Genomic DNA, 12,048 nt, shown 5'->3' on the forward strand with positions numbered 1-12,048 from the left:
GACCCGCCCTAGGTGGATGGTTCCGCGGAGTGACGAGCCGAGCGGATGTTGGTCAAGAGCGGGCTGCCGGTAGCCGGATCCTGCATCAAGGTACATTCCACGCCGTAGAGATCGCGAACCAGCGCCGTCGTCACCACGTCGCTCGGTCTGCCGGCAGCGACGATCCTGCCGTCCAGCATCGCCACCAGGTAGTCGGCAAAGCGGCAGGCGCTGACCAGATCGTGGACCACCATTGCCAGCGTCTTGCCTGCCGCGGCCAGGTCCCGAATCAGTTCGAACACTTCCAGCTGATGGCCGAGATCGAGCGCGGAAGTCGGTTCGTCGAGCAGCAGCAGCGGCGTCTGCTGGGCGATCGCCATGGCGATCCAGGCGCGCTGGCGCTGACCGCCGGACATGGCATCCAGAGGCCGGTCGGCGAGCGCGTGCAGATCCGCCGCCGCCAGCGCTTCGTCGACCACGCGCCGGTCGTCCCTCGACCACTGCTTGAACAGACTTTGATGCGGCTGCCGTCCGAAGCGGATCAGCTCGGCGACGGTCAGGCCTTCCGGCGCGAGAGTTTCCTGCGGCAGCAGTGCCAGCCGCTGCGCCATCTCGCGCGCCGGCAGACGCTGGATATCGTGACCGTCGAGCAGCACCGCGCCCCGATCCGGCACATGCAGACGCGCCAGACTCGCCAGTAGCGTCGACTTTCCGCAGCCGTTGGGGCCGACGATCGCCGTCACCTGCCCGGCAGGGAGCTCGAGATCGAGCGCATCGATCACCGTGCGCCGCGCGCTGCCCCGCCCGTAGCTCAACGAGAGCTGGCGCGCGGCCAGGGGCGGTGCGACGTCCGGCGACACGTTCGAGGGCGACGCATTCGACAGTGACGCATCGGACGAGATAGCGGCAAACGAGTTCATGACTGGAACCTCGGTGCAGGACGTAACAGTATCCACAGAAGAAACGGTGCCCCGACGATCGCGGTCACGATACCGACGGGCACTTCGATCGGCGCCAGCAGTAACCGCCCGACCAGATCCGCGGCGACCATCACGATCGCCCCGGAGAGTGCCGAAGCGATCAGCGAAACGCCCCGGTGCGAAGAGAGCTGGCGGGCGATTTCCGGGCCGATCAACCCGACCAGCCCGACCGGGCCAGCGACCGCGACCGCCAGTGCTGCGAGCGCCACCGACACCACCAGCGCCGTGTAACGACAGGCGCGCACGCGGTAGCCCAGCCCCTGGGCCACGGCGTCCGAAAAGCGCAGTATCCGCATCGCCCGGGAGAGATAGCACGCCACCACGAGGCCGATCGCCAGACCGTACCAGAGCCAGACCAGCGCGGCACCGTCGCGGGCGTTGAGACTGCCGACGGTCCAGGGATAGGCGGCGTTGGCGGTGTCGATGGCGACCCGCGCCATCAGCAGCTGCGTCAACGCCCCGAAGACCGCGCCGACGCCAATCCCCGTCACGATGAAGCGATAGCCGCGCGTCCCGACGTCATTGGCCAGCGCAAAGGTAATGGCCGTCGCCGTGGCGGCCCCCGCCAGCGCCATCGGCGGCGGCGCCAGGCTCGTGCCGAGCCCCACGACCGAGGCAACGGCAAAGGCCGTGGCGCCGTTGTCGATGCCGACGATCCCGGGCGTGGCCAGACGGTTGCGGGCCAGCGTCTGCATCAGGCAGCCGGAGAGCGAAAACGCCGCGCCGGTCGCGACACCCGCGGCCAATCGCACCAGACGCAGCTCCTGGACGACGAAAGCGCTGACCGGATCGCCGTAACCGAAGACGCCGGCCAGCGCCTCCCGCGGGCTCAACGTCAGCGTGCCCAGGCATAGCGACAGAAGCGAAACGGCCAGCAGCGCAGCCAGCAAGCCGAGGCAGACGAAGCAGGCGCGACGCTCGATCAGGATCGAATAGTCGCGCTCGCCGAGCGCCCAGCTCAGGCGCCACGAGCCGGGCGGAGGCGTCACGCCGGCATCAGGACGATTCATCGGGCAGGCGGGCGGTGTCAGGGTACGAGTCTTCATCAGGCGTCACAGCGCGGGCAATCGGTGGGCACGGACGACAGCGATCAGCACCGGCGCCCCGACCAGCGCGGTAATCACACCCAGCGGCATCTCCGAGGGCGCCACCAACAGTCGCGCCAGAATGTCGGCGCTGAGAATCATGATCGGCCCCAGCGGTAGCGTCAGCCACAGGGTACGGCGAATGTCGGGACCGGCCAGCGCCCGGGCGACGAACGGCACCACCAGCCCCACGAAAGCGATCGGGCCGGCAACCGCCGTGGCCGCGCCGACCAGTACCGCCACCGCGATGACGCACAGGAGCCGGATCCAGCGGGGATGATGGCCCAGCCCGACGGCCACTCGTTCGCCGAGCGCGAGCGCCGCCAACGGCCGGGCGATGGCGACGATCAGCACACCGGCGAACAGCAGGCTGGGCAGGATAGCGCGAAGGTCCTCGAGCCGACGCCCGGCCAGGCTGCCGATGACCCAGAACCGGATTTCGTCGGCACTGCGCTGGTCGACCAGCAGCAGCAGTGAGGTCAATGCCCCCAGCAGCCCGGACAGGATCGCCCCGGCCAGCACCAGCCTGACCGGATCGTTGCCGACCCCGTTGACGCGCGCCATCGTCAGCACGAACAGGCATCCGGCCAGCGCCCCCAGCTGCGCCACGGAGATTCGCAGCGTCGCCGCGCTGGCGCCCAGCACCAGCGCGATCGCCACCGCCAGGGCACTGCCCGCGCTGACACCGAGAAGCCCTGGCTCGGCCAGCGGATTACGGGCGACTGCCTGGATCAGCGACCCCGCCACGCCAAGCGCCATGCCGACGGCCACGCCGATCAGTGTGCGCGGCAAGCGTAGCGACTCGACGACGAAACGCGCCTCGTCGCTACCGCCACCGGTCAGAACCGACCAGGCGTCGAGCGGGCCAACGTCGCCGGCGCCCAGGAGCAGGCTCGTCACGCCGACCAGCAGGAGGCTGGCCAGCAGGACGAGCATCAGATTGAGGAGCGACGATCGTTCACGAAAAGACGAGCGCTCACGGGAAATCGTTTCAGTCACGGCAGGTCGTCATGAAATCCGAGGCATGGAATCGAATCCAGGATCAGGGCATCAGTAGTCACTGCGTCAACACGCCCTCGATATCATCGAGAATGCGCTGCGCGGCGATGGGCCCGGAAGCGCTGGTCCAGAGCTGGCCGTCCACCGGCACCACATGGCCCTGCTGCACGACATCGAGGCGCTCGAAGGCCGGCGACTGGCGGGCGGATTCCAGCGCTGCTTCGCCGTCGTCGTTCAGCGTCGCCAGGAACAGCCAGTCGCTGTCGATACTCGACAGATTCTCGAGACTCAGCGAATCGCTGTGCGGACGCCCGGTCTTGACCACACCGCCGTCCTTCACATCGAAACCACTAGCCGCCAGCAGCCCGGTCGCGAACAGCTGGGTCGACATCACCAGCGGGCCGTTGGGCATCCAGCGCGCCAGCGTGGCGGTAGTGTCACCATTGGGCTGGCGTTGTGCAAGCGATCGAGAACGATTTTCAATTGCTTCTATGGCGTCATCGATCGCCGCCTCGCGGCCCAGCGCTTCGCCGAAGAGACGTGCTTCGGCCTTCCAGGCTTCCGGCTCGAATCCTTCGGTTTTGGGCACCACCGTCGGCGCTATCTGCGACAGCAACTGGTACTGCGACTCGGGCAGGCGCGACGAGGCCAGGATCAGATCCGGCCGCTGCGCGATGACCGCCTCGATGTTGGTCTCGCGTGCGGTGCCGACGATGGCAATATCCGCGGCGGCCTCTCCCAGATAGCTCGCCACGCCCTCGCCGCCGCGAGTCGCCACCGCCCCTAGCGGCGTCACGCCCGCTGTCAGGGCGGTATCCAGCGCCCCTTCGTACAGCGTCACCACGCGCTCGGGCTGGCCATCGATTTTGACATCGCCGTACGCCGTATCCAGCGTGCGGGCCTGGGCCGTGGCCGCCAGCAGCCCGCTTGCCAGGGCGAAACTCGTCACCAGGACCTGACACGCTCGAGACAGTTTGAAAATTGACGACATGATCTTGTACTCCTTTTGAGCCTGATCGAATGCCTGCCCGAGCCGCTTTCCACGGCTCGCGGCAGGCTCTCCGACCGGATGAACAACTGCCAAATGAGCGATGGCTCAGAACTTCACGGTAATACCGGCGTTATAGCGGCGACCATCCAGCACTTTTTCGAAATCTTCGTAATCCACGTTCTTGTCGAAGACGTTGTAGACACCGCCGAACAGCGTGGCACTCGAGGTCAATCGATAGGCTGCACCGACATCGACGAAGGTATAGGAAGGAATCTTCTTCTCGATGCCCCGATGGCCCGTTCCTTCGCTCGTGCGGCCGCGATAGTTGACCCGCGCCCAGGCGGAAAGCGCGCCTTCCGGCTGCCAGTTCAGGGTGGCATTGGCCATGTGCTTGGGCAGGTTGTTGAGGGGCATGCCCTCGTACTCGCCACTTTTCTGCTCGGAATCGGTGTAGGTGTAATTGGTACTCAGCGAGTAATCCCTGCCCAGCGGCAAGGTCAGCATCGCCTCGATACCTTGCATGGTGACCTTGTCGACGTTATAGCGCTTGCTGATGAAGTCATAGTCATGCCCATCGTAGGTGCAGACTGCATCGCCGTTGTCGATATCACAGATCCGGTCTTCCGTGATCTTGTCCTTGAAGTCCGTGTAGAAGACGGTCAATCCGGCCTGGGTGCCCTGCTGGTTATCCCAGATCACGCCCAGCTCATGATTGAGACTTTTCTCCGGTTTCAAATCCGGATTCCCCAGAATCACGGCATTGCCGTTGCGCCCCCCCGTGGATTGTCCCCAGCCAGGAGAGGCCTGACGTAGATCCGGTGCCCGATAGCCACTGGTCACGCCGCCCTTGACCGTCCATTCCGGCGCGAGGTTCCACACCCCGTACAGCCGCGGCGACCAGTGTGTCCCGTAGTTTTCGTCCTTGTTGAGGCGTGCACCGCCCGTGAGGGAAAAGTCTTCGGTCAGCAGCCATTCATCCTCGAGAAATAACGCCCACTGCCAGCGGGTAAGCTCGTCCAGGTCACCCGCCTCGTTACCCTCGTCGCTCAGCTTCTGGTACTCGTATTGCCCACCCAGCGTGACGATATGCATCCCCAGCGGCATCACGGTCTGGGAATTGAACACCGTGCTATCGTAAGTCATGTCGCGTGAAGGGTTGTCGATTTCCTCGCGCTGTACATAGCTGTCGGTGGTACCGAAGTCCCAGCGCCCCTGGTGCGTCACGGCATAGTGGCGGCGAATATAATCCTGCTCGTTTCGCGTATCCGATGCTTCACTGGATTTGCCCGGGTTGGAGGTACGCTCCTGCTTGTTCACCCCGGCTTCAAAGTCGAGAGTCTGACTGTCCGTTGGCGTCCAACTGAGCTTGGCGGTACCACTTCTCATGTTCTGGTCGTTGTAGCCATTGACGATCTCGTCCTCGTCGCGCTGCGAATACTGGCCGTAAACCTGCAAGCCCAGCACGTCGTTCTTGAGCGGCCCACCGACGTAGAAACGTGTCTGATCGATATCGCCGGAGTCGGAATCCTCCTGAATGGTGGTATCGGCGGTCACGCTGCCGCCCCACTTGTTGGCGACCTTCCGAGTAATGATGTTGATGACGCCACCCAGCGCATCGGAGCCGTACAACGAGGACATCGGGCCGCGAATCACCTCGATGCGCTCGATGGCCGAAAGCGGCGGCAAGAAACCCTGCTCGATGCCGGGGCCATCGCTGTTGGGACGCGTCTCTCGCGAGCCTTGTCGTTTGCCGTCGACCAGGATCAGCGTGTACTTGGCCCCCATGCCACGCAGGCTGATGTCCTGGGATGAACCGCCGCCGGTGACGACGACCCCAGGCACATCTATCAAGGCATCGGTGATATCGCGGTAATGCTTGTTCTCCAGCTCTTCACGGCTGACCACGCTGATGGAAGCCGGCGCATCCGTGATCTGTTGCGCATAGCCCGATGCGGTAACAACCATTGGGCTCATATTTTCGGCCGCAATGACAGGAGGGGAGAAGCCGGAAACGCCGGCGATGGCCAAGCCCAACCACGTGATGCGTGGCGAGATAGCGGAATTCATGTTCATCGGTTCCCTTGAGATGAAGCGCCAGCCTGATCGATAATGCAAATTCTTATCATTTAGATTCTTCCATACTCCCTGTCTAAAATCTCGCGACAGTGCGTTGCGTTTTTCGCAACCACTGGAAGATCGCGTCGAAACGATAAAACCGTTAAAGTTTCTGATAACCATTTTCATTCACGCTATAACTCGCCCACGCCACCGGGCTGGCTTGCCAGGGAATTCATGTACGATCTCGAGGAACTCGCGACCTTCGCTGATGTGATGGAATCCGGCAGCCTGACGGTGAGCGCTCGTCGCCTGGGCGTCGCCAAATCGACCTTGAGTCGCCGCATCGCGCACCTGGAAACCCGGCTGGGCCAACCATTGCTCCGGCGCCAGGCCAACCGTCTGATGCCCACGGAGGCCGGCGGGCTTTTCCTGGGTTACGCGCGGGAGATGTTGCGCATTGCAGAACAGAGCCATCTGGCGCTGGACGACTTGAAGGCGGAAATCAGCGGTGAGGTCATCGTCAAGGTTCACTCGGCGTTGGCGCGCGGTTTCGTGGCGAGGCAGGCAGAGCGCTTCCTGGAGCGCCACCCCAAGGCCAGGCTGGAAGTGCGCACCCTTCGATCGGCCCCTTCGATACCGGATGGCAGTGCTCTTCACCTTTGGGTCGGAGCGGTGGTGGAATGCGGCCTTCGCCAGGAGGTGCTGGGCTGGATCACGCGCGGCATCTACGCCAATCCCGAGTATCTCCGTCACCGGGGCGCGCCAGGCCATCCGCATGAACTGAAAAACCACGCCTGGGTCGACCTGCTCGGCGATACCGAAAGCGGCGTGACGCTGAGCCACCCCTACCAGGGCCATTACCACCTTCCGTCGGCCGGCAGCCGGCTGCGTGTCGATCAATTGGCGTTACATGCCGATGCCATCGCTCGTGGCCAAGGGCTGGGGCTGATGCCCCACTGGATGGCCGAACGCCGTCTGCGCCATCACCCGGGAACCCTGGTGCCGTGTCTGGGAGAATGGCAGGCGCCGCCGTTACCGGTCACCTTGCTTTATCCCTATGGCCATCAGCCCCGGAAGATCACTGCACTGATCGAGCAGTTACGCCAATCGGTACCGGCCGCCTGGCAACGCGAGACAGCGGAGCTGCCAGCCCCGGCCGTCGATCGCTGAACACCATTCACCTTGCCGATACCGCACGCCTGCGGGTGGTCAGGTCATTACCATGGGGCTGGAAGCCGAAAAGTCCTTCTATGCGCGGGACATGGCCGAACGGGCCGGACTGGCAAAGTGGATCGACTATCGCATAGGCGATGCCTTGCAGTTGTCTGCTGGCGAGGCAGGCCCTTTCGATTTCGTCTGGTTGATCACTGGAAAGGGGCTCTACCCGCTCCTTCGATACTCGTTCTTTCGATACCTACCCTGCATGCCACTGATGCCCCTTTCCTTCATACGGGCCAGGTACGCGAATTCCGGCTTTTCCGGTTAGACTGCAGGAGAGACGCGGCGACTCCAGTGCCGCATGTCTGACAGCGACTTGAATAGCGTGCTAACATTGATCGCTTGTCGAATCACGACGCGGCCAACAGGGAAGATATGGGTCTACAGGAAATTGCCGTTGGCGGGATCTTTCTCAGCCCACTGCTGATTTATGCCTTCTTTGGCTTCATCGCCACCCTCTTCCTGCGTTGGTTGCTGCATTGGGTGATCGGGCAGCGCGCCTTGTGGTATGAAGCCTGGTTCGACGTCTCGCTGTTCGTGCTGTTCACTGCCGGCATTACCTTTCTGTTTTCCGTCCTGCTCGAGAGTACTTGATGCGCAATTCGCTACGTATCCTCATGACCCTCGTCGTCGTCGCGATCGCCGTGGCCGCCGGCATCTGGCTTTGGAACTACTATCTTTTCACCCCCTGGACGCGGGATGCCCGCGTGCGGGCGGAAGTGATCACGATCGCGCCGGATGTCTCCGGCTGGGTACGCACGCTCAACGTCAACGACACCGACTTCGTCGCCAAGGGCGATACCCTGTTCGAGATCGACAAGGCGCGTTATCAGGCGGCGCTGGATCAGGCCCAGGCGACGGTGGAAAACCGCGAGGCCACCTTGCAGCTACGCCAGACGGAAGCCCAGCGCCGTAACCAACTGAGCAACCGTTCGATCAGCGCAGAAGATCGCCAGATTGCTCAGATCAACAGTCGTGTCGCCGCTGCCGATCTGAAGCAGGCCCAGGCCGATCTGACCAGCGCCAAACTCGATCTGGAGCGAACCCGCGTCGTCGCGCCGGTCAGCGGCCATGTGCTCAACCTGCAGCTGTCGGCCGGCAACTATGTCAGTCGAGGCACATCGGTGATGGCGCTGGTGCAGTCGAACTCCTATTACGTCATGGGCTATTTCGAAGAGACCAAGATGTCCTCCATCGATGTCGGCGATCCCGCGGAGGTCATCCTGATGAATGGCGATACCCATCTGCATGGACATGTCGCCGGCATCGGCCGGGGGATCGCCGATACCAATACCAGCCTCAACAACCAGCTGTTGCCGCAAGTGCAGCCAACCTTCAACTGGGTGCGACTGGCACAGCGCATTCCGGTTCGCATTACCCTGGACGACATTCCGGACGAGACGCTGCTCAGCGCCGGCATGACGGCAACGGTCAGGATTCAGCACGGCGACGGCACGCCGCCATCCGAGTCTCCTGCCGACCCCGTCAGTACGACAACGAAGCCGACCCAGCCAGCCGACCGGCGCCCGACCGAGCAGGCTCAATCGAGACCGGCTGACGCAATGCCAGCCGGGAACGCTGCCGACGACACGCAGTGAGCGCCATGCCACCGCTCGTCAAGACCTACCTGATGCCCGACGCCACGGCGGTCAAGTTCGCCATCAAGACCACCGTGGCGATGATGATCGCGCTCTATCTGGCGCTCTGGTTCAACCTCGACCGCCCTTACTGGGCGTTGATTTCGGCGGCCTTTCTGCAGATCCGCCCGATGAGCGGCATGGTAATCGAGAAAGGCATCTGCCAGCTCGGCGGCACGTTCGTCGGGGCGGTGGCGGGAATCGTCATCATGTCGCTGTTTGCCCAGGCCAGGGTGCCCGCGCTGATGACCCTGACGCTATGGATCATGCTGTGTACCTATGTCGGCTCGCTGTGGCGCAACAACTATACCTACGGCTGTCTGATGGCAGCCGTCACCGCCATGCTGATCGTGGTGATCTCCAACGGCAGCACGCCCGGCGGGATCTTCGACATCGCCGTGGCGCGACTGTCGGAACTGGGGTTGGGCGCGATCTGTGCCACCCTGGTCAGCTCGTTGCTGTGGCCCTCCCGAGTCGGCAAGCATCTCTCAACTCAAGCTGATAGCGTCATCAACGAAGCGTTCGAGAACGCGGCCCTGCGCCTGGAGGCGAGCGACGACATTCCCGCCATGCAGAAGGCGCTGCGGGGTAGCCTCGGCCCGCTGACCACGCTGGAAACGGATAGCCAGGCGGCGCGCTTCGAGGGTCCGGAAGGCCCGGGCCGCGTCCGTGCCACCCACGTTCTGACCCGACGCACGCTGCGCTTCCTGGCCAATCTCCAGGCGCTGCATCAAATGATGCGTGACCATGCCGACAAGCTGGATCCGCGCAGCATCGAGATCGCACGCCAGGTCGCCCAAGGCTTTCGCGAGGCGGAGCAAGTCAGGGGCGTTGTCAAAGGGCGTCAGGAACTTCAGAAGCTGCGTCACCTCGTGCACCAGAGCGACGAAAAAGGCATGGCACCGTTGGACCGACGCGCACACTTGGGGCTGCGCGAATCGATCGGCCATGCCATGGTCATGCTGAACGCCCGCGAAGCGATCGCCTCACCTGGCTCGCACAAGTTGCGCTCCGCTTCTCTGGCCTGGCACCGCGATCATCTCGCCGCCGCTATCAATGCGATTCGCTCGGGCATCGTTTTCGGCACGCTCGCCACGTTCTGGATTCTCACGGCCTGGAACAGCGCCATGATTGCCATGTTGCTGGGCACGCTATTCTCGTCCTTCTTTGCCAGCCGAGACAATCCGGTCGCGATCACCATGATGTTCTACAAGGGCATGCTCGCCGCCATTCCCAGCGCGTTCCTGTTCGGACATGTACTGCTGTCGCAGGCCAACGGCTTTCCGATGCTGGCGCTGCTGTTCGGCACGCCGCTGTTTCTGGGGCTGATGGGGGCGACCAATCCGGCGACGATGGGTTATTGCCTGGCCTTCACCATCTTCAACATCCTGCTGACCATGCCCGGCAACAACATGGACTTCTCTTTCGACAGCTTCGCCAATCGCGCGGTCGCGGTGATCATCGGCCTCACCTGCGTGGTGGTGGGCTTCCGGCTGTTGCCCGGTCTGGGCACGCGCCTGCGTCGGCGCCGCTTGATCAATGCGATCTCCAGGGATATTCATCATCTGCGGCGGCGGTCGATACGCGATGCCGAAACCCGCTTCATTGGCCATATGGCGGATCGCATCCTGCAACTGGCCCAGCACGACGACATGCTGCCCCAGGATCAGCGCCACCTTTTCATACTCGGATTGACGGGGCTGGATCTGGGCACCGCTACGCTACGCCTGCGCGATCGACTCGATGATGCGCCCCATCCGGTCATTCGACGCGCCCATCGCCAGCTGCTTCAGGCGCTGGCCACCGGCTTCGAGGAGAGTGCCAACGGCCGCCAGCCGCAGGGGATCCGCGAGGCGGGCGAGCGTCTGGAAGAGGCTATAGTCAAACATGGCGATGCCTCGACGGATCACCATGTGTTGCTGGTGGGGTTGGTCGAACGACTGGAACTGGCGCTGGAACGCCTCGGGCACATCATGGCCGAGCGCCCGCATATCAAGCCCGACCGCCAGCCCGAACCCGTCACCTCCTGATCGCGACCGGCGGCCTGATGCCTATCATCGACGACCGATACGCGGCCAGGTGTCGGCGAGACGGTAGCCGGCAGGCCACGGGTCACGCGGGTCGAGGGTGTGCTGATGTGTACCGGTGATGAAAGCTCGCCCCCGGATCAGCGGCGTCACCGCTTCCTTGTCGCCGACCCGCGTCGTGCCATCGAGCCGGCAGTAGAAGCGCGAGTCGATGATCGATTCACCGATGAAGGTCTCGCCCTGCTTGAGTTTGCCCTGTGCATGCAGCAGCGCCATGCGCGCCGAGCAGCCGGTTCCGGTGGGAGAACGATCGAGCTTGCCCGGCTGGATCGCCACCGTATTGCGGCCAAGCCAGGCATCACCCTCCCGCCTGAGCGGCGCGGCAATCTGGCAGAAAGAGACGTGCTTCCAGTCGGGATTGGTGGGGTGATGGAAACCGAACTGCGCGTTGACGGCATCGGTGATCCGAATGCCGGCCTCGACCAGATCCCGCGCTTCGTCCGGTTCCAGTCTGAAACCGAGGTCCTCGGCATTCACGATCACAAAGCTGTCGCCGCCGAATGCCGTGTCGACACGCAGCGTACCGAGCCCTTCCACCTCGAGCCGCAGGTCTCGCCGATCGACGAACGCCGGCAGATTGCGCACGGTGACGTCTAGCACCCGACCATTTTCGCAGCGCGCCACGGCCTCGATCAGACCACCGGGCGCTTCCAGCACCAGATGTGTCTCGGGCTCCTGCATCGGCAGGATCCCAGTTTCGAGCAGCACGGTCGCGACACAGAGACTGTTGGAGCCGGACATCGGTGGCGTGTCTTCCGGCTCCATGATGATCCAGCCCATCTGCGCCCGTGGATCCTTGGGCGGCACCAGCAGGTTGACGTGCCGGAAGACGCCGCCACGGGGTTCGTTGAGCATGAAGTTGCGCAGCGTTTCGTCACGCGCGATCCAGCGCGACTGCTCCCACAGCGTCTCGCCGGGTGGCGGCGCCACGCCGCCGACGATGACATCCCCTACTTCTCCCTCGGCATGACAACTGACGCTATGGATCACGCGAGTGGTCTGCATACGATTCTC

General features: G+C 63.6%; 10 protein-coding genes. 4 read left to right on the forward strand and 6 right to left on the reverse strand.

Annotated elements, in window-relative coordinates; genetic code table 11:
- Positions 1-8 precede the first annotated feature (8 nt).
- From R5R73_RS15915 to R5R73_RS15935, 5 genes are all read right to left on the reverse strand, one after another.
- Positions 9-899 (reverse strand): ABC transporter ATP-binding protein, encoded by an 891-nt coding sequence (locus R5R73_RS15915; RefSeq protein ID WP_322528013.1) that lies wholly within the window; start codon positions 897-899, stop codon positions 9-11.
- Positions 896-2,005: an iron ABC transporter permease gene (locus tag R5R73_RS15920; RefSeq protein ID WP_322528014.1), complete on the reverse strand. Its 1,110-nt coding sequence runs from the start codon at positions 2,003-2,005 to the stop codon at positions 896-898. The genes R5R73_RS15915 and R5R73_RS15920 overlap by 4 nt, the downstream gene beginning before the upstream one ends.
- Positions 2,006-2,011: 6 nt before the next feature.
- The gene (locus R5R73_RS15925) at positions 2,012-2,980 is read right to left on the reverse strand and encodes a FecCD family ABC transporter permease (protein WP_087718303.1); all 969 of its coding nucleotides are present in this window, start codon (positions 2,978-2,980) and stop codon (positions 2,012-2,014) included.
- 121 nt (positions 2,981-3,101) lie between these two features.
- On the reverse strand, positions 3,102-4,034 hold the full coding sequence (locus tag R5R73_RS15930; RefSeq protein WP_322528015.1) for an iron-siderophore ABC transporter substrate-binding protein: 933 nt from the start codon (positions 4,032-4,034) through the stop codon (positions 3,102-3,104).
- A 105-nt stretch (positions 4,035-4,139) separates the two neighbouring features.
- Positions 4,140-6,107, reverse strand: coding sequence for a ligand-gated channel protein (locus R5R73_RS15935; protein WP_322528016.1), 1,968 nt, complete (start codon positions 6,105-6,107; stop codon positions 4,140-4,142).
- Positions 6,108-6,326: 219 nt separating this feature from the next.
- On the opposite strand from R5R73_RS15935, the gene R5R73_RS15940 reads away from it, so the two are divergent.
- From R5R73_RS15940 to R5R73_RS15955, 4 genes are all read left to right on the forward strand, one after another.
- Positions 6,327-7,262 (forward strand): LysR family transcriptional regulator, encoded by a 936-nt coding sequence (locus tag R5R73_RS15940; protein WP_071231468.1) that lies wholly within the window; start codon positions 6,327-6,329, stop codon positions 7,260-7,262.
- 423 nt (positions 7,263-7,685) lie between these two features.
- Positions 7,686-7,904: a DUF1656 domain-containing protein gene (locus R5R73_RS15945; RefSeq protein ID WP_071231466.1), complete on the forward strand. Its 219-nt coding sequence runs from the start codon at positions 7,686-7,688 to the stop codon at positions 7,902-7,904.
- Positions 7,904-8,908: an HlyD family secretion protein gene (locus R5R73_RS15950; protein ID WP_322528017.1), complete on the forward strand. Its 1,005-nt coding sequence runs from the start codon at positions 7,904-7,906 to the stop codon at positions 8,906-8,908. Before R5R73_RS15945 ends, R5R73_RS15950 begins: the two co-directional genes overlap by 1 nt.
- Positions 8,909-8,913: 5 nt before the next feature.
- Complete coding sequence (locus R5R73_RS15955) at positions 8,914-10,977, forward strand: FUSC family protein (RefSeq protein WP_087718309.1); 2,064 nt, start codon at positions 8,914-8,916, stop codon at positions 10,975-10,977.
- 24 nt (positions 10,978-11,001) lie between these two features.
- On the opposite strand, the gene R5R73_RS15960 is transcribed toward R5R73_RS15955, so the two are convergent.
- Positions 11,002-12,039 (reverse strand): trans-3-hydroxy-L-proline dehydratase, encoded by a 1,038-nt coding sequence (locus R5R73_RS15960; RefSeq protein WP_087718310.1) that lies wholly within the window; start codon positions 12,037-12,039, stop codon positions 11,002-11,004.
- Positions 12,040-12,048 lie beyond the last annotated feature (9 nt).

The organism is Salinicola sp. LHM, from assembly GCF_034479735.1.
Taxonomy (GTDB): Bacteria; Pseudomonadota; Gammaproteobacteria; order Pseudomonadales; family Halomonadaceae; genus Salinicola; species Salinicola salarius.

Excerpts from the sequence above, each read along its gene's own strand:
- R5R73_RS15915 (WP_322528013.1), bottom strand. The coding sequence starts at position 899 with ATGAACTCGTTTGCCGCTATCTCGTCCGATGCGTCACTGTCGAATGCG.
- R5R73_RS15920 (WP_322528014.1), bottom strand. The coding sequence starts at position 2,005 with ATGAAGACTCGTACCCTGACACCGCCCGCCTGCCCGATGAATCGTCCT.
- R5R73_RS15925 (WP_087718303.1), bottom strand. The coding sequence starts at position 2,980 with ATGCTCGTCCTGCTGGCCAGCCTCCTGCTGGTCGGCGTGACGAGCCTG.
- R5R73_RS15930 (WP_322528015.1), bottom strand. The coding sequence starts at position 4,034 with ATGTCGTCAATTTTCAAACTGTCTCGAGCGTGTCAGGTCCTGGTGACG.
- R5R73_RS15935 (WP_322528016.1), bottom strand. The coding sequence starts at position 6,107 with ATGAACATGAATTCCGCTATCTCGCCACGCATCACGTGGTTGGGCTTG.
- R5R73_RS15940 (WP_071231468.1), top strand. The coding sequence starts at position 6,327 with ATGTACGATCTCGAGGAACTCGCGACCTTCGCTGATGTGATGGAATCC.
- R5R73_RS15945 (WP_071231466.1), top strand. The coding sequence starts at position 7,686 with ATGGGTCTACAGGAAATTGCCGTTGGCGGGATCTTTCTCAGCCCACTG.
- R5R73_RS15950 (WP_322528017.1), top strand. The coding sequence starts at position 7,904 with ATGCGCAATTCGCTACGTATCCTCATGACCCTCGTCGTCGTCGCGATC.
- R5R73_RS15955 (WP_087718309.1), top strand. The coding sequence starts at position 8,914 with ATGCCACCGCTCGTCAAGACCTACCTGATGCCCGACGCCACGGCGGTC.
- R5R73_RS15960 (WP_087718310.1), bottom strand. The coding sequence starts at position 12,039 with ATGCAGACCACTCGCGTGATCCATAGCGTCAGTTGTCATGCCGAGGGA.